Below are 16,685 nucleotides of genomic sequence, written 5' to 3' on the forward strand. Positions count from 1 at the left end.
CCGCCGGCGAGGGCCGTGGCTCAGTTCTCGATCGGGTACGTCACGCAGAGCCGGAAGCCGCCTTCGGGGGTGTGCCCAGCGTGGAACGTGCCGCCCAGCAGGACGGTCCGTTCCCGCACGCCCATCAGGCCGTGGCCGCCCGACGGCAGGCTGACGGCGCCGGCCGGCTCCTTGGCCGGGCGGTCGTTGACCACTTCGACGATCAGCGCCGAACCGCACGGGAACATCCGGATGGTGGCGTGGGCGCCGTGCGCGTGCTTGTTGATGTTGGTCAACGCCTCCTGGACGGTTCGGTAGGCGGCCCGGGACACCGCCTGCGGCACGGGATCCGGGACCTCCTGCTCCACCATGGTGACCGGCACCTCGGCGTTGCGCAGCAACTGCGGCAGCTCCTCCAGGCCGGGGTGCACGTCGTCGTCGACCGCGCCGGACCGCAGCACACCGACCAGGTCACGTAACTCGTCCAGGGTCCGTTTGGACAGCTGGCGGATGGTGTTGGCGGCTTCTCGCGACTCGTCGTCCTGCGCGGAGACCACCAGGGCGCCGGCCTGCATGGCGATCAGGGTCACCTGGTGGGACACGACGTCGTGCATCTCGCGGGCGAGGCTCGCCCGTTCCGCGGCGCGGATGGTCTGCTCGTGCAGCGCCTGTTCGCGTTCCTTGCTCGCGGCCAGCGCGGCCAGCCGGTCCGACAGTTCCACGCGCAGGGCCATCAGCAGGCCGAGCGCGATGGGCAGGCCGGCGTAGAGGATTCCGTAGATGCCGTTGAAGATGTGCGCCCGCCAGCTCAGGTTGAAGAACCTGTCCAGCGGCCACTGGACGTACGCGCAGGTCCAGGCCAGGCCGCCGGCGACCATGGTCTGCCACATCCATTGTTTGCGCCTGGCCAGGGTGCCGAGGGCGATCATGCCCGCGATCTGGGCGGCACCGGCGAAATACCCCGGCACGGTCACCAGGAACACGAGGAACGGCCATCGCCTGCGGAACATCACCGCCGCACACGCGACACCCGAAAGCACGATGGAGTAGGTCTGCGTCTGCGGCGAGATCCGCAGCCAGACCTCCAGCGCGGAGAGCAGGACGGCGAATCCGTCGAGCACCGGTCCCCGGGCGACGGGATGCTTGTGGATCTTGACGATCCGGTCCAGGCTGGCGAACCGGTTGCGGGCCAGAGTGACCTTCTCGACCACTTCCCCTGACTGCCCGGTTGTCAAAGTGTGCGTGACCACCGTGGAACCCCTCGGTTCGGCCTGCGTGTCCGGTTGGATCGGCAGTGTGCTGCCCCCGGTCGCCGGTGACCGTACGGGGGAGCCGTCGCGTGGCCGGGGAACGTGGCTCGGGCTGGTGGCCCCGCCATGGCCCTCGGCCGGCCGGTGTCGTTGTCGTGGCATTGGCTCGGCCTCTCCGACGACCGCGGAGGGTGTTCGCGGTGCGTCACCTTATGAAGACAGTCCGATCCTCGAACGCGGACGCCCGGTCGGCAAGGAATGTGCGAACGCACATTCCGGCAGGACGAACGTCGGTAGCGCATTCGGTTGAAGGTGTGCCATCCGCCATGCGCAACCGGACCTGGTAGGGCTTTCACAATGCTCAGGTGTCCCAGGTCGCGGTGCTGGAACGGGCCGTCCCGGTCCAAGCGGACCGGCCCGATCTGCCGTTCGCCCCCGCCCTCGGCCGGGTGGGCTACCAGGGATGAGAGCCGACGGCCGAACGCGGCGGACGCGGCGGATCCAGGAGACACGCGTGCGAGGGCCCAGACGCGGTGCTGGACCGCGCGGTCGTCGTCGACCATGAAGCCTCCTCCGTGTACCTGCTGGCGCTGGGCGACGAGCGATCACCGAAACCACGGCCATGCTCATCGCCCTACCGGTCCTGCACCCGGCGGAGCTCCCGGTGTCGACTCACGCCGCGACAGCACGGCACGATCGAACCGGGTACCTGACTATGATCGCGCGCTGTCAAGAGGCGATACGCGCCGGGGATACACACAGGGGGCCGTTGGCGCTGCTCAGCCCCCCGCCCGAGCAGTCAGCCCACCCCGCCGTGTCGCGGCGTTCCTGGACGCCGTGTCGAGCGTTCCCGGGTCAGCGGGGTGGGTAGCCGTAGGGCTGTGGGGGCTGGCCGTAGCCCGGTTGTTGTGGGTAGTAGCCCGGCTGCATCTGTGGCTGCGGCATCGGCTGGGGCGCGTTGGGCATCGGCCCGCTGGGGTACATCGGCTGCTGCATGGGCATCGGCTGGGGGCCGCTGGGGTGTGGCTGCATCTGCTGGGGCGGCGGCATCTGCTGGGGGCCGGTCGGGTAGGTGGGCTGTTGTCCGCCGGCCGGCAGGGACGCGCCCTGGCGGGTCCACAGGTGCTGCGGGAAGGCGCGGATCACCGCGGTGAGGCCCTGCGCGGTTTCGAAGATCTCCTGGGCCGTTGTGCGGGTGAAGAAGTTCCGGGCCGGGTGGATCAGTTCGTTGCCCTGGATCGTCCAGTCGGACAGCCGGGTCTGCCGCATCGCGCCGATCACCTGCGGGGTGAACAACTCCATGGCGAAGTTCTCGTCGCCGCCCTCGATCAGGACCTGCCTGTTGAACTCCTGGTCCGGGGTGCGCGGCTCGACCGCGTGGCCGGTCAGCAGCCGCATGCCCCGGTTGGCCACGTGCAGCGGCGGCAACGCGACGGGCAACTTGACCACCCAGACGGTGTACACCTCGTTGGCGTCGGAGTAGACAAGGCCGCTGTACGAGGTGCGCTTGGTCCGCCGCTGGTAGTCGAACACAGTGACCTGCAGGCCATCGACCAGCCCGACGACCGCGCCGAACGCGACCCGACGGTCACCGCGCAGCGTGAACGGCTTGCAGTTGTACGCGGTGAGCAGTTCGGGCGCGTACGGCCGGAATTGCCATCCCTGGCCCATCGCGAACGCCTGGCGTTCCGCGTTTTTCGAATCCTGACGTTTCTTCAGGAACTGCCGCGGCAGCACCAGTGTGAACACGTTCAACAACGCCATGATGGCGATGAAGAGTACGACGAAAAGAGCAACGAGCATCTCATCCCCAGTCCCTCACCGAGCCGGACCCCGGTCCGGAAGTTCGCGGTGAACCTACCCCATGGGGAACAGCGACGCTGCCCAAACGGGCGAACCCGAAAAACCCCGAAACAGACACCCGACCAGCCAGTATGAGAACAGGCAGGCCGGGCGGAGCCCATCGGCTGGGGGCCGAGGGCCGCAATCAGGGTCCGCAGGCGGAGCCCGATCGGAGCCCGCCGAGCGGGCGGCGAGTTGGTGTTGGGGGTTTGGGGGCGGAGCCCCCAGCGGGGGTCCGGGGGCGGAGCCGCCCGGGCGGGGTCTGGGGGCCGCGCCCCCAGAAAACACCCGAAGGTTCCAGGCGAGCGCTCTCCGCGAGCACACCTCGCCCAGAACCTGAGGAGGCCCTGCTCAGCCTTCGCGTTGTTGGCGGAGCTTGGCCAGCGCTTCGGCGAGGATGGCCTCGCCGTCGGCGTCGGAGCGACGCTCCTTCACGTACGCGAGGTGCGTCTTGTAGGGCTCGTTGCGCGGCGCGTTGGGTGGCGCCTCCTTGTTCTTGCCGCCGGGGAGGCCGCAACGTGGGCAGTCCCACGACTCCGGCTCTTCCGCGTCGACCGCGAAGGACGGGCGCGATTCATGCCCGTTCGCGCACCAGTAGGACACCCGGCGTCTCGGAGCGGACTCACCGCGCTCCGACTCGCCCATGGGTCCCGCGCCAACCCGGGTCCCCCGGATCGCGTTACCACCTGCCATTGATCCTCACACCCCCATCACACGGCGGTCGCTACCGGCCGCCCAACTTTCCGGATCCCCAGCGGCCGGCCCGATCACTGGATCTTGATCAGCAGTCCGAGTCCGACAATGCAGATGAACCAGAGGACTCCGACCACGAGCGTCGCGCGGTCGAGGTTCTTCTCGACGACGCTCGAGCCGGAAAGGCTCGACTGCATTCCGCCGCCGAACAACGAGGACAGGCCGCCGCCACGCCCCCGGTGCAGTAGCACCAGCAGGATCAGCAGCACGCTGGTCACGATCAAGACGATTTGAAGAGCCAGTTCCATTTCATCCTCGCTGTCGCACGGCAGGACTCACAGGTTACCTCGTACGTGTCGCGGATTGACCACGGGCCGTACAAATGTCCCACAGTTGTATGGCGTAACAAACGTCGTCAGACGAAGGGGCCGCCGGCGGCCATGGCGGAGAGCTTGGTGAACTCCTCGCCGTCCAGGGACGCGCCGCCGACCAGGGCACCGTCGATGTCCGGCTGCGTGACCAGGTCGGAAATGTTGCCGGACTTCACCGAACCGCCGTAGAGCACCCGGACGGTCGCGGCCACCTCGCTGCCGTACTTCTCGTCGAGCTTCTTGCGGATCGCGCCGCAGACCTCCTGCGCGTCCGCCGGGGTGGCCACCTTGCCGGTGCCGATCGCCCAAACGGGCTCGTAGGCGATCACCACGTTCGCCACCTGCTCCGCCTTGAGGCCCTTGAGGTCCGCGACGAGCTGGTCGGAGCAGTGCTCCACTTGGCCGTTGGCCTCGCGGACGTCAAGCTTCTCGCCGACGCACAGGATGGGGGTGATCCCGTGCTTCAGCGCGGCCTTGACCTTCTTGTTGACCAGCTCGTCGGACTCCTCGTGGTACTCGCGGCGCTCGGAGTGCCCGACCACCACGTAGTGGCAGCCGAGCTTGGCGAGCATCAGTCCGGAGATGTCGCCGGTGTAGGCGCCCGAGTCGACCGGGGACACGTCCTGGGCGCCGTATTTGAGCTTGAGCTTGTCCCCTTCGATCACGTTCTGCACGGCGCGGATCGCGGTGAACGGCGGCAGCACGGCCACCTCGACCTTCGCGTAGTACTTCTCCGGCAACGAGAACGCGATCTTCTGGACCAGCGCGATGGCCTCAAGGTGGTTGAGGTTCATCTTCCAGTTGCCTGCGATCAGCGGCGTGCGGGCCATCGTGTGTCAGTCCTCCAGAACCTGGACGCCGGGCAGCTCTTTGCCCTCAAGGAACTCCAGCGACGCTCCGCCGCCGGTGGAGATGTGCGAGAAACCGTCCTCGGGCAGGCCGAGCAGGCGCACCGCCGCGGCCGAGTCGCCGCCGCCGACCACGCTGTACGCCGTGCCGTCGACGAGCGCCTGGGCCACCGCCCGGGTGCCGCCGGCGAACGCCTCGAACTCGAACACGCCCATCGGGCCGTTCCAGAACACGGTGGCCGCGTCGGCGAGTTTCCCGGTGAACAGCTCCCGGGTCTTCGGGCCGATGTCCAGGCCCTGCCGGTCGGCCGGGATGGCGTCGGCGGGCACGACCTCGTGCGGCGCGTCCGCGGCGAACTCGGTCGCGGCGAGCACATCCACCGGCAGCACCAGGTCGACGCCGCGCTTCTCGGCCTCGGCCAGGAAACCCGACACCTGCTCCAGTTGGTCCGCCTGGAGCAGCGACTGGCCCACCTCGTGGCCCTGGGCCTTGAGGAACGTGTACGCCATGCCGCCGCCGATGAGCAGCCGGTCGACCTTGGTCAGCAGGTTCGCGATCACGCCGAGCTTGTCCGACACCTTCGCGCCGCCGAGCACGACGACGTACGGGCGCGCGGTGTCCTCTGTCAGCTTGCGCAGCACCTCGACCTCGGCGAGGACGAGCCCGCCCGCGTAGTGCGGCAGCCGCTTGGCCACGTCGTACACCGACGCCTGCTTGCGGTGCACCACACCGAATCCGTCGGACACGAACGCGGTGGCGAACGCGGCCAGCTCGTCGGCCAACGCACCACGCTCGGCTTCGTCCTTGCTGGTCTCGCGGGCGTCGAACCGGATGTTCTCCAGCAGCGCCACTTCACCGTCACCCAGACCGTCCACAGTGGACTTCGCGGACTCGCCGGTGACGTCGGCCGCCAGCTTGACCTCGCCGCCGAGCAGCTCACCGAGCCGCTTGGCCACGGGCGCCAGGGAGAACTTGGGATCCGGTTCGCCCTTGGGGCGGCCCAGGTGCGCGGCGACGACGACCCGCGCGCCAGCGCCGGTCAACTGCCGGATGGTGGGCAACGACGCGCGGACGCGGCCGTCGTCGGTGATCGTCTCGCCGTCGAGAGGGACGTTCAGGTCGGCGCGCAGCAGTACGCGCCGACCCGCGACACCCTCGGCCAGCAGGTCAGCCAGGGTCTTCATCTCAGACGGTTTTCCCGACCAGCTTGACCAGGTCGGCGAGCCGGTTGGAGTAGCCCCACTCGTTGTCGTACCAGCCGATGACCTTGACCTGGTTGTCGATCACCTTGGTCAGCGGGCTGTCGAAGATGCAGGACGCCGGGTCGGTGACGATGTCCGACGACACGATCGGGTCGACGTTGTAGGTCAGGATGCCCTTGAGCGCACCCTCCGACGCGGCCTTGAACGCGGCGTTGACCTCGTCCACGCTGGTGTTGCGGCCGACCGTGACGGTCAGGTCCGTGGCCGAGCCGGTGGGCACGGGCACACGCAGCGCGAAGCCGTCCAGCTTGCCGTTGAGCTCCGGCAGGACGAGGCCGATGGCCTTGGCCGCACCGGTCGACGTCGGGACGACGTTCAGCGCGGCGGCGCGGGCGCGGCGCAGGTCCTTGTGCGGGGCGTCCTGCAGGTTCTGGTCCTGCGTGTAGGCGTGGATGGTGGTCATCAGGCCACGCTCGATGGTGAACGCGTCGTGCAGCACCTTGGCCAGCGGGGCCAGGCAGTTCGTGGTGCACGAGGCGTTGGAGATGATCGTCTGCGAACCGTCGTACTTGTCCTCGTTCGCGCCGATCACCACGGTCAGGTCCTCGTTCTTGGCCGGGGCCGAGATGATGACCTTCTTCGCGCCGCCCTCGTCGACGTGCTTGCGGGCGTCGTTGGCGTTGGTGAAGAAGCCGGTGGACTCGACCACGACGTCCACGCCGAGGTCCTTCCACGGCAGCTTGCCGGGGTCCCGCTCGGCGAGCGCGCGGATGGTCCTGCCACCCACGACGATGCCCTCGTCGGACACGCTCACGTCCTGCGGGAGCCGGCCGAGGATGCTGTCGTACTTGAGAAGGTGGGCCATGGTGGCGACGTCGCCCAGGTCGTTGAACGCCACGATCTCGATGTCGTGGCCCCCCGCCTGCACGGCGCGCCAGAAGTTGCGGCCGATCCGGCCGAAGCCGTTCACACCTACTCGGACCGTCACGGTGCGTCTCCTCTGCTCAGACTGTCAACGTCTCGTCGGCGCGACCAGCGTATAGCCCTGGTCATGGCCTCGGGGGCGCGGTGCCGACCACCTCACTTTATCGAATCAGAACCCGCACGGTTGAACCGGTCCGGCACGATCAGCGTGATCTTTGGACGTAACCCGAACACCACTGCCTGAACACCACCGCCTGAACACCTGGAGTTCCCTTGCCGGACCCCACCCGCCGAAACGTCGTGTGCGGCCTGCTGATCGGACTGGCGGCGCCGGGTGCGTTGGCCGCCTGTTCGACCACCGCCACCCAGGGCAACCCGCCCGCGCCGGCCGGATCGTCGTCCTCGGAGAACACCGGCTCCGGCGGGCCGAGCGGGGTCACCCTGACGAAGCTGTCGGACGTGCCGGTGGGCAGCGGCCTGATCGTGGCCGGCCCGAGCGGCAAGATCCTCCTGGTCCGTCCCGCCGACAACGAGGTGCACGGCCTGGACCCGGTCTGCCCGCACGCTGGGGTGACCGTGGCGGTGCCCAAGAAGGGCACGATCACCTGCCCCGGCCACGGCAGCCAGTTCGACGGCTCGACCGGGGAACTGCGCAAAGGCCCGGCGACCACGGGCCTGACCAAGATCCCGGTGAAGATCAGCGGGGACTCGGTGGTCACCGCCTGAGACCCGGTGGGACATGGCTGAACCACAAGTCCGCCCGGCCATCGAGCGGGACATGCCGGCGGTCCGGGCCTTGGCCGCGAAGTTCGACCTGCTCCGCGACTGGCCGCGGCCGCCGGACTTCCTCGCCCTGGAACACGAGCGGGGCGCCCCGGCCCAGCCGGACACACTCGCCGAAGTGCTGATCCTGGACGCCGAAGCGGCTGGTGGCGACCGCAGCACTCACCTCGCCTGGTACGCCAACCAACCCGGCGTCACCGTTTGGACCGTGCCGGACGGGTACGCGTTCACCCGGGCGCTCGGCAACACATGCGTTGTCGGCCCGGCCGGCGGCCGCACTCCCGAAGCCAGCGTGGCCGCCGCCCTCGCCGGCACCCACCACGCGGCCCGGCAAGGGCTCACTGTCCGGATCGCGGTGTTCGCCGCCCACCTGGCCACCCTGCGACTGCTCGACCTCGGTCTGCGCGTCGTGGACCAGGACACCCTGATGACCAGCGAGCCGAACCCGCTGTCCACCGACCGGTACATCCCGCACCCCGATCTCGGCTAGCGATCGGCCTTCGGGTTGGTCCGTGACCCGCCCAGGTCAGACCTCTTCCTCCAACATCTCCGCGGTCACCGCGGACTCCGTGGACGGCAGCCCCAGGTCCTTCGCCCGCTTGTCGGCCATGGCCAGCAGGCGGCGGATCCGGCCGGCGACCGCGTCCTTCGTCATCGGCGGCTCCGCCAGTTGGCCCAGCTCCTCCAGCGACGCCTGCCGGTTCGCCAACCGCAGCTTCCCGGCCGCGGTCAGATGCTCCGGCGCCTCCGGCCCCAGGATCTCCATGGCGCGCTGCACCCGAGCCGCTGCCGCGACTGCCGCGCGGGCCGAGCGGCGCAGGTTGGCGTCGTCGAAGTTGGCCAACCGGTTGGCGGTCGCCCGCACTTCGCGGCGCATCCGGCGTTCCTCCCAGGCGAGCACGCTGGAATGCGCTCCCAGCCGGGTCAGCAGGGCGCCGATGGCGTCGCCGTCACGGATCACGACCCGGTCCGCGCCGCGGACCTCACGGGACTTCGCCTGGATACCCAGCCGGCGGGCGGCGCCCACGAGCGCCAGGGCCGCCTCGGGGCCGGGACACGTGACTTCGAGCGCGGACGAACGGCCCGGCTCGGTCAACGACCCGTGCGCGAGGAACGCGCCACGCCACGCCGCCTCCGCGTCACACACGCCGCCGGACACGACCGCGGCCGGCAGTCCGCGCACCGGCCGTCCTCGTGGGTCGAGCAGCCCGGTCTGACGCGCGAGCCCGTCACCGTCTTTCACCACGCGCACCACGTACCGCGTGCCTTTGCGGAGGCCGCCCGAGGTGATCACGTGCACATCCGCGTGGTGGCCGTACAGCTCGTGGATCTCTTTCCGCAGCCGTCTGGCCGCCGAGCCGGTGTCGAGTTCCGCCTCCACCACCACCCGGCCGCCCACGATGTGCAGTCCGCCCGCGAAACGCAGCAGGGAGGACACCTCCGAACGGCGACAGCACGTCTTGGACACAGCGAGTCTGCTCAGCTCGTCCTTGACCGCCGCGGTCATCGCCACGTGTCCTCCTCTCCCCCGCGGGGCTCACGCCCTGCGTATCCCACCACTTCTCCGCCGTCCGCGCGCCTTGTATCCGTCAACGCGTGCAGCAGGCTACGCGCCAACGCACCCGGCTCGTGCCGGTCCGCCGCACCCGGAGTGCTCACCGACGCGAGGTGTGCCCGTGCGCCGAGGGCGGCCGCTGCCCGCCGTAACCGGTCCGGCGTGGGCACACTGTCGAGGTCGGCGATCACCGCGTCGATCCGGAGTTCCGGAGCGTGTTCGCAGAGTACGTCCAGATGTCGCTCGGGCGAGAACCCCGCCGTCTCCCCGGGCTGCGGTACCAGGTTGAGCACCACGACCCGGGCTGCCTGGGTCTCCACCAGCGCCCGGTGCAGGTCCGGGACCAGCAGATGCGGCAGCACGCTGGTGAACCATGAGCCCGGACCGAGTATCACCATGTCCGCCGAACGCACCGCGGCCAACGCCTCCGGGCAGGCGGTCGGCACGTCGCCGGACGCCGTCTTCAGCCGGATCCGCCGCACCTGGCCGGGGGTGGTGGCCACGGCGACCTGGCCGCGGATCCGCCGGACCACCGCCGGGTCCTCGTCCAGCCCGGTCACGTCCGCCTCGATGTCCAGCGCCTGGGTGGACATCGGCAGCACCCGGCCGGTGATGCCGAGCATCCGGGCCGCCTCGTCCAGTGCCGCGACCGGGTCGCCGAGCACCTCGATCAGCCCGGACAGCACGAGGTTGCCGATGGCGTGGCCGGCCAGCGCGCCGGTTCCGCCGAACCTGTGCTGGAACACGGAATTCCACAGTTTCACATCCTCGCCGGTTCCGGCGAGGGCCACCAGTGCCTTGCGTAGGTCGCCGGGTGGCAGCACGCCCAGCTCGCGGCGCAGGCGCCCGGAGGAGCCGCCGTCGTCCGCGACCGTGACGACCGCGGTCACCGCCGGGGTGATCTCGCGTACCGCGCTCAGCGTGGCGTGCAGCCCGTGCCCGCCACCGAGGGCCACCACCCTGGGTTTCGACCCAATCGTCACTCGCGCCCCAAATCCCGGTGTACCACCTTGACCGCCACACCATCCTCTTTGGACAAACGAGTGGCCAGCTCCTCGGATATGGCCACACTGCGGTGTTTTCCGCCGGTGCAGCCGACCGCGAGGGTCAGGTACCGCTTGCCCTCCCGCCGGTAGCCCGCGCCGATCAGCCGCAGCAGCTCGTGGTAACGCTCCAGGAAGTCCTCGGCGCCCTCCTGGCTCAGCACGTAGTTGCGGACCTCGGTGTCCAGGCCGGTCTGCTCGCGCAGCTCCGGGATCCAGAACGGGTTCGGCAGGAACCGGACGTCCATCACCAGGTCGGAGTCCATCGGCAGGCCGTACTTGTAGCCGAACGACAGCACGGTCACCCGGGTCTGGGTCGCCGAGCCGGTGCCGAACGCGTCCTCGATCTTGGCACGCAACTGGTGCACGGACAACGACGACGTGTCCACCACCAGGTCGGAGATCTCCCGCAACGGCATCAGCAGGTGCCGCTCGGCCTTGATGCCGTCATCCAAGCGGCCGTCGCCCTGCATCGGGTGGCCGCGGCGGACGTGCTCGAACCGTCGGATGAGCAGCTCGTCGGTCGCCTCCAGGAACACCACGCGCGGCTTGTAGCTGCGCGCGTCCAGGTCCTTGATCACCGCGGACAGGTCGTCGGTGAACGCGCGGCTGCGCACGTCCATCACCACCGCGACCTTCGTGATCGCGCCACGGGCCTGGACACCCAGCTCGACCATGGTGGCGATCAGCTCGGGCGGCAGGTTGTCCACCACGAACCAGCCCAGGTCCTCCAGGCACTTCGCGGCGGTGCTGCGGCCGGCGCCGGACAGCCCGGTCACCACCGCGACTTCGATACCGGTCGGGTCAGACACGTTCGTTCCCATCCCCTGTCGACACAGCTTCCCCTTGGTTGAGCACCTCTTGTGTCAACGCCGCCAGGACGGCCGCCGCGGTGTGCCGGCCCACACCCGGCACCTCGCTGATCTCGTCGACACTCGCCGCGCGCAACCTCTTCACCGATCCGAAATGCTTGATCAGCGCTGTCTTCCTGGCTTCGCCGAGGCCCGGCACCCCGTCCAGCGCGGAGGCGGTCATCCGCTTGCCGCGCTTCTGCCGGTGGTACGTGATCGCGAAGCGGTGCGCCTCGTCGCGCACCCGTTGTAAGAGGTAGAGCGACTCGCTCGTGCGCGGCAGGATGACCGGCTCGCTGTCCGCCGGCAGCCACACCTCTTCCAGTCGTTTCGCCAGCCCGATCACCGCGACATCGTTGACACCGAGCTCGTTCAGCACGTCCGCGGCCGCGTTGGCCTGCGGACCGGCGCCGTCGACGACCAGCAGGTTCGGCGGGTACGCGAACTTGCGCGGCCGGCCTGTCTCCGGGTTGATGCCCGGCGTGCTCGTCTCGGCCACGGGCTCGCTCAGCATGCGCGCGAACCGCCGCCGGACGACCTCGGCGATGGACGCCACGTCACCCTCGGTGGCCGCCTCACGGATGGCGAACCGCTTGTACTCGGACTTGCGCGGCAGCCCGTCCTCGAACACCACGAGCGACGCGACCACGTCGCTGCCCTGGATGTGACTGATGTCCACACACTCAATACGGAGCGGGGCCGAGTCCAGGCCCAGTTGATCCTGAAGTTCCTGCAACGCGGCCGACCGGGCGGTCAGGTCACCGGCGCGTTTGAGCTTGTGCTGGAGGAACGCCTCCTTGGCGTTGCGCTCCAACGTCTCCATCAGGGCTCGCTTGTCCCCCCGCTGCGGCACCCTGAGCTGCACCTTCGACCCGCGCAGCGCCGACAGCCACTCGGCGATGGCGTCGTGGTCCTCCGGCAGCTCGGGGACGAGCACCTCACGCGGCACCGGGGTGGTGTCGGTGTCGGCCCCTTCCGCCATGCCGGCCTGGTCGCCAAAGAACTGATCACCGTAGAACTGGCTGAGGAACTGGTCGACCAGCCCGGCCGTGCCGGTCTCCTCCACCTTCTCGATCACCCAGCCGCGCTGGCCACGCACGCGCCCCCCGCGCACGTGGAACACCTGCACGGCCGCCTCCAGGTCGTCCTGCGCGAACGCGACCACGTCCGCGTCCGTGCCGTCGCCGAGCACGACCGCCTGCTTCTCCATGGCCCGGCGCAGCGCGCCCAGGTCGTCCCTCAGCCGCGCGGCCCGCTCGAACTCCAGCTCGGCGGACGCCTCCTGCATCTCCTTGTCCAGGCGCCGCATCATCACGTCCGTGCGGCCGGCGAAGAACTCACAGAAGTCGTCCACGATCCGCCGGTGTTCCGCGGCGTCGACCCGGCCGACGCACGGCGCCGAGCACTTGCCGATGTCACCCAGCAGGCACGGCCGCCCGATCCGGGACTGCCGGCGGAACACATCGATCTTGCACGTCCGCGCCGGGAACACGCGCAGCAGCAGGTCCAGGGTCTCGCGCAACGCCCACGCGTGCGCGTATGGACCGAAGTAACGCACGCCCTTGCGCCGCGCGCCTCGGTAGACCTGCAGACGCGGGAACTCCTCGTTCAACGTGACCGCGAGGACCGGGTAGGACTTGTCGTCCCGGTAGCGGACGTTGAACCGCGGGTCGAACTCCTTGATCCAGTTGTACTCCAGCTGCAGGGCCTCGACCTCGGTGGACACCACGGTCCACTCCACCCCGGCCGCCGTGGTCACCATCTGGGCGGTGCGCGGATGCAGGCCCAGCACGTCCGCGAAGTACGAGTTCAGCCGGCTGCGCAGGCTCTTGGCCTTGCCCACGTAGATGACGCGGCCGCCGGCGTCCCGGAACTTGTACACGCCAGGGGCGTCCGGGATGGTCCCGGGTGCGGGGCGGTAAGTCGAGGGATCGGCCACCCGACAAGCCTAGGCGCAAGCACCGACACTCAGACGGGTGACCACGGCTCGTCACGCCAGGCCGGCCAGCAGGGTGTGGACCAGGGCCGACGCGGTCGGTTGGCCGCGGTCGACGAAATGGCCGAGGAAGGCGTGTTGCAGGCACGCGCCGATCAACAGCGCGGCCGCGGCCGCCGGGTCGGCGGCCTGGCCGATCCGGCCGAGGCGTTGCTCGGCGGCCAGGTAGTCGGCGACTGCCCGGCTGACGTGGTGCGGCCCGGCCTGGCGTTCACCGAGCGCCTTGCGGTGCGCCGCGAACAGCGTCGGCTCCGCGAAGAGGGCCGCCGCCATCGGGAAGTTGTGCTGGTAGAAGCGAATCGCCGTGTGCGCGACCTCGGTGAGGGTCTCGGCCACGGTGCCATGGCCGGCGCGTTCGCCCAGCCCGGCCAACAGCGCGCCCAACTCGCCGGGCGTGCGCTCGGCCAGCACGGCCATGAACAGCTCGGTCTTGTCTCGGAAGTGCTTGTACAGCGCGGCTTCGGAGAAGCCGGCGGCTTTGGCGATCTCCTTGGTGGTGGCGTGCGCCAGGCCACGCTCGCGCATCACCTGGGCCGCCGCGTCCACCATTCGGTCGCGAGTGCTCACGGCATCTCCGTGGTTGACAAGTGAGTGAGTACTCACCCATCATAGTGGTTAGTGAGCACTCACTAACCACTGGAGGGACCATGAGGGTCGTCTGTGTCGGCGACAGCATCACGCGTGGCCAGGTCAGCGCCGATTACGTCGGTCAACTGCGGACCCGCCATCCCGCCGCCACGTTCGTCAACGAAGGCGTCAACTACGACCTCGCCCACTCGGTGCGCAGGCGTCTGGGCCACGTCACGGCGCACGAGCCGGACGTCGTGACCGTGCTCGTGGGCACCAACGACGCCAACTCGACGCTCGACAGCACCACCAGGCGGATGATCGCCCTGATGAAGCGGCCGCCGGGCCGGCCGACCGCCGAGCGGTACCGCACCGACCTGGCCGGGATCGTCCAGGACCTGCGGGACCGGACAGACGCCCGGATCGGGTTGTTGTCGCTGCCCGTCATCGGCGAGGAGCTCGACTCGGAGCCGCTACGCCGCGCGGCCGAGTACAGCGAGATCGTGCGCGAGATCGCCACCGCGCATAACGTCGCCTACCTGCCGTTGCACGAACGGCAGACGGCGTACCTGCGCACCCGCACGTGGCCGCCGAAGACCCAGTACCGGCCGGGCATGGGGTTGTCGTCGCGGGCGTCGATCCAGCACTTCATGCTGCGTCGGGGCTTCGACGACATCTCGGCCCGGCGCGGGCTGAGCCTGACCACCGACACCATTCACCAGAACTCGCGGGGTGCCGGCATGATCGCCGACGTGATCAGCGAGTGGCTGTGTTGAATGGTCCTCGCTCCGCTCGGACAGGCTTGGCCGCCTCAAGCCGGTCATTTCCACCGCGCACCACGCGACCGACATCTTCGCTCATGGCTGGCCGCCGCTGTGCCTGGGGCGATGTCGGGCGTGTTGCGCGGCGTAAATGACCGGCGCGGCCAAGCGGGCGACCCCTTGACGTCCGTTAGGAACTCACAGTTGCTTGGGTGAGGTCGTAGATGGTCCGGCCGCCGATCGTCGTGGCTGTGTAGTGGGCGGCGACCCATTCGGTGATGTCGCTGTCGCCTCGGCCCATGCCGCCCGTGACGAGATAGTGGATCTGGCCGTCCGCCACGTACTGCTGGAACTCCTGGAGGGTGGGCGACGGGTCGCTGCCGGTGAAGCCGCCGATGGCCATGACGGCTTTGCCGCTGGCCAGTTGCAGGCCCGCGGAGCCCTGGGCGCCGGTGCTCGCCGCCGCCCACCTCTCCGTCGTCGCCCGCAACGCCTGGACGAGCGCGGTCGAGACCTCGCCGTCGCCACGCATGCCGAAGCCCGCTGCCGCGGTCGGGCCGGAGATCGGAATGGAACCCTGGTGTGGCTGGGCCGCCGTCGCCAGGCCGTACGCGGCGGTGCCTGCGATGAGCGCGGCGGCGACGAGGCCGGCCATGAACTTCCGTGCCGCACCCCACGCGATCAGCGCGGCCACGAGAAGTCCGCCGATGAGCAGGATCCAGCGCAGCGCCGGCAGCCACTCCTCGGTACGGGTCAGCAGGACGAACGACCACATCGCCGTTACCGCGACCATCGACGCCAACGCCATACGCGCGCCGGGATGCGCCCTGCCGCGCCATAGCTCCCGCACGGGAATCGCCACGAGCGCGGCGATGGCAGGCGCCAAGGCCACGGCGTAGTACGGGTGCACTGTGCCCTGCATGAAGCTGAACACCAGCGCGGTCACCAGGAGCCAGCCGCCCCACAGCATCAGCGCGGCCCTCGTGCGGTCCGTGCGTGGGCCTCGGCGCGTGAACCACAGGCCGGCCACGAGCCCGATCAACGCCGCCGGCAGCAGCCAGGAGATCTCGGTGCCGAACGACGCACCGAACATCCGGCCGAGCCCGCTCGTCCCGCCGAACGCCGTGTTCCCGTTCCCGCCGGGGCCGCCGCCGTTGCCCTCGCCGCCGAAGATCCGACTCAACCCGTTGTACCCCAGGGCGAGTTCCAGAATCGAATTGTCGGTGGACCCACCGATGTACGGCCGCGCGTCCGCCGGCCAGAGGTCCACGACCGCGATGTACCAGCCCGCGGACACGATGACCGCGCCCACTGCCGCGGCCAGGTGCGTCAAGCGGCGACGCAGACCGGTCGGCGCGGCGACGAGATACACGAGTCCGAACGCGGGCAGGACCAGGAACGCCTGCAGCATCTTCGTAAGAAAGCCGAACCCGACCGCGACCCCGGCCAGCATCAGCCACTTCGGACTGGCTGTCTCGGTCGCCCGCACCACGCAGTACGCACCGGCGACGAGCAACAACACAAGCAGCGCGTCGGGGTTGTTGAACCGGAACATCAACGCCGCGACCGGTGTCAGCGCGAGCGCGGCACCCGCGAACAGTCCGGCGACCGGCCCGGACCACCGCTTCACCGCGGCGTACAGCAACGCCACCGAGGCGACGCCTTCCAGCGCCTGCGGAACGAGCATGCTCCAACTGGAGAACCCGAAGATCCGCCCGGACAGCCCCATGATCCACAGTGCGGCCGGCGGTTTGTCCACGGTGATGGCGTTGCCCGCGTCGAGCGAGCCGAAGAACAGCGCCTTCCAGCTCTGCGTCCCGGCCTGGACGGCGGCGGCGTAGAAGTCGTTGGCGTACCCGGAGGAACCGAGGTCCCACAGGTACAGCGCGGCGGTCGCGGCCAACAAGGCCCAGAAGGACGGACGGACCCAACGGTCCCTCGCGGACGCTGTGTCCACGTCGTGCCGGGGCGGAGCGAGGGTAGCTGTCATGCCGACGAGGGTCGTCGGCGAGCCTGGGC

At 69.6% G+C, this 16,685-nt stretch carries 16 protein-coding genes; 3 read left to right on the plus strand and 13 right to left on the minus strand.

Annotated features, from left to right (window positions below; all coding sequences use genetic code 11):
* Nucleotides 1–20: 20 nt before the first annotated feature.
* The 7 genes from EV192_RS47165 to gap form a co-directional block, all read right to left on the minus strand.
* The gene (locus EV192_RS47165; RefSeq protein ID WP_243727527.1) at nucleotides 21–1,229 is read right to left on the minus strand and encodes a sensor histidine kinase; all 1,209 of its coding nucleotides are present in this window, start codon (nucleotides 1,227–1,229) and stop codon (nucleotides 21–23) included.
* 855 nt (nucleotides 1,230–2,084) lie between these two features.
* The gene (locus EV192_RS47170) at nucleotides 2,085–3,032 is read right to left on the minus strand and encodes a hypothetical protein (protein ID WP_132125302.1); all 948 of its coding nucleotides are present in this window, start codon (nucleotides 3,030–3,032) and stop codon (nucleotides 2,085–2,087) included.
* 390 nt (nucleotides 3,033–3,422) lie between these two features.
* Nucleotides 3,423–3,764 (minus strand): RNA polymerase-binding protein RbpA, encoded by a 342-nt coding sequence (locus EV192_RS47175; RefSeq protein ID WP_132125303.1) that lies wholly within the window; start codon nucleotides 3,762–3,764, stop codon nucleotides 3,423–3,425.
* Nucleotides 3,765–3,838: 74 nt separating this feature from the next.
* Entirely contained in the window at nucleotides 3,839–4,072 is a 234-nt protein-coding gene (gene secG, locus EV192_RS47180; protein WP_132125304.1) for a preprotein translocase subunit SecG, read from the minus strand.
* Between the two features lie 107 nt (nucleotides 4,073–4,179).
* Entirely contained in the window at nucleotides 4,180–4,965 is a 786-nt protein-coding gene (tpiA, locus tag EV192_RS47185; RefSeq protein WP_132125305.1) for a triose-phosphate isomerase, read from the minus strand.
* 6 nt (nucleotides 4,966–4,971) lie between these two features.
* Complete coding sequence (locus EV192_RS47190) at nucleotides 4,972–6,168, minus strand: phosphoglycerate kinase (protein ID WP_132125306.1); 1,197 nt, start codon at nucleotides 6,166–6,168, stop codon at nucleotides 4,972–4,974.
* Between the two features lies 1 nt (nucleotide 6,169).
* Nucleotides 6,170–7,174, minus strand: a complete 1,005-nt coding sequence (gene gap, locus EV192_RS47195) for a type I glyceraldehyde-3-phosphate dehydrogenase (RefSeq protein ID WP_132125307.1) — start codon at nucleotides 7,172–7,174, stop codon at nucleotides 6,170–6,172.
* 209 nt (nucleotides 7,175–7,383) lie between these two features.
* On the opposite strand from gap, the gene EV192_RS47200 reads away from it, so the two are divergent.
* Nucleotides 7,384–7,836 carry a Rieske (2Fe-2S) protein gene (locus EV192_RS47200; protein ID WP_132125308.1) on the plus strand — a complete coding sequence of 151 codons (453 nt, stop codon included), beginning with the start codon at nucleotides 7,384–7,386 and terminating at the stop codon, nucleotides 7,834–7,836.
* 13 nt (nucleotides 7,837–7,849) lie between these two features.
* Nucleotides 7,850–8,383, plus strand: coding sequence for a hypothetical protein (locus EV192_RS47205; RefSeq protein ID WP_132125309.1), 534 nt, complete (start codon nucleotides 7,850–7,852; stop codon nucleotides 8,381–8,383).
* 36 nt (nucleotides 8,384–8,419) lie between these two features.
* Here the strand turns inward: EV192_RS47205 and whiA are convergent, their stop codons facing one another.
* The 5 genes from whiA to EV192_RS47230 are packed head-to-tail and all read right to left on the minus strand — an operon-like array spanning nucleotide 8,420 to nucleotide 13,905.
* Nucleotides 8,420–9,406 (minus strand): DNA-binding protein WhiA, encoded by a 987-nt coding sequence (gene whiA / locus EV192_RS47210; protein WP_132125310.1) that lies wholly within the window; start codon nucleotides 9,404–9,406, stop codon nucleotides 8,420–8,422.
* Nucleotides 9,397–10,431: a gluconeogenesis factor YvcK family protein gene (locus EV192_RS47215; RefSeq protein WP_243727528.1), complete on the minus strand. Its 1,035-nt coding sequence runs from the start codon at nucleotides 10,429–10,431 to the stop codon at nucleotides 9,397–9,399. The genes whiA and EV192_RS47215 overlap by 10 nt, the downstream gene beginning before the upstream one ends.
* On the minus strand, nucleotides 10,428–11,315 hold the full coding sequence (rapZ, locus tag EV192_RS47220) for an RNase adapter RapZ (protein WP_132125311.1): 888 nt from the start codon (nucleotides 11,313–11,315) through the stop codon (nucleotides 10,428–10,430). Before rapZ ends, EV192_RS47215 begins: the two co-directional genes overlap by 4 nt.
* Nucleotides 11,296–13,281, minus strand: coding sequence for an excinuclease ABC subunit UvrC (gene uvrC / locus EV192_RS47225; protein WP_132125312.1), 1,986 nt, complete (start codon nucleotides 13,279–13,281; stop codon nucleotides 11,296–11,298). The genes rapZ and uvrC overlap by 20 nt, the downstream gene beginning before the upstream one ends.
* Before the next feature lie 51 nt (nucleotides 13,282–13,332).
* Nucleotides 13,333–13,905 carry a TetR/AcrR family transcriptional regulator gene (locus tag EV192_RS47230; RefSeq protein ID WP_207926823.1) on the minus strand — a complete coding sequence of 191 codons (573 nt, stop codon included), beginning with the start codon at nucleotides 13,903–13,905 and terminating at the stop codon, nucleotides 13,333–13,335.
* An 80-nt stretch (nucleotides 13,906–13,985) separates the two neighbouring features.
* Between EV192_RS47230 and EV192_RS47235 the strand changes: the two genes are divergently transcribed.
* Complete coding sequence (locus EV192_RS47235) at nucleotides 13,986–14,681, plus strand: SGNH/GDSL hydrolase family protein (RefSeq protein ID WP_132125313.1); 696 nt, start codon at nucleotides 13,986–13,988, stop codon at nucleotides 14,679–14,681.
* Nucleotides 14,682–14,856: 175 nt separating this feature from the next.
* On the opposite strand, the gene EV192_RS47240 is transcribed toward EV192_RS47235, so the two are convergent.
* Entirely contained in the window at nucleotides 14,857–16,656 is a 1,800-nt protein-coding gene (locus EV192_RS47240) for a glycosyltransferase family 39 protein (protein ID WP_132125314.1), read from the minus strand.
* Nucleotides 16,657–16,685 lie beyond the last annotated feature (29 nt).

This window comes from Actinocrispum wychmicini (genome assembly GCF_004345645.1).
Classification (GTDB): Bacteria; Actinomycetota; Actinomycetes; order Mycobacteriales; family Pseudonocardiaceae; genus Kibdelosporangium; species Kibdelosporangium wychmicini.

Coding starts and splice junctions, on each gene's coding strand:
- secG (WP_132125304.1), bottom strand. CDS start 4,072: ATGGAACTGGCTCTTCAAATCGTCTTGATCGTGACCAGCGTGCTGCTG.
- EV192_RS47190 (WP_132125306.1), bottom strand. CDS start 6,168: ATGAAGACCCTGGCTGACCTGCTGGCCGAGGGTGTCGCGGGTCGGCGC.
- EV192_RS47170 (WP_132125302.1), bottom strand. CDS start 3,032: ATGCTCGTTGCTCTTTTCGTCGTACTCTTCATCGCCATCATGGCGTTG.
- EV192_RS47205 (WP_132125309.1), top strand. CDS start 7,850: ATGGCTGAACCACAAGTCCGCCCGGCCATCGAGCGGGACATGCCGGCG.
- rapZ (WP_132125311.1), bottom strand. CDS start 11,315: ATGGGAACGAACGTGTCTGACCCGACCGGTATCGAAGTCGCGGTGGTG.
- EV192_RS47240 (WP_132125314.1), bottom strand. CDS start 16,656: ATGACAGCTACCCTCGCTCCGCCCCGGCACGACGTGGACACAGCGTCC.
- tpiA (WP_132125305.1), bottom strand. CDS start 4,965: ATGGCCCGCACGCCGCTGATCGCAGGCAACTGGAAGATGAACCTCAAC.
- EV192_RS47175 (WP_132125303.1), bottom strand. CDS start 3,764: ATGGCAGGTGGTAACGCGATCCGGGGGACCCGGGTTGGCGCGGGACCC.
- EV192_RS47235 (WP_132125313.1), top strand. CDS start 13,986: ATGAGGGTCGTCTGTGTCGGCGACAGCATCACGCGTGGCCAGGTCAGC.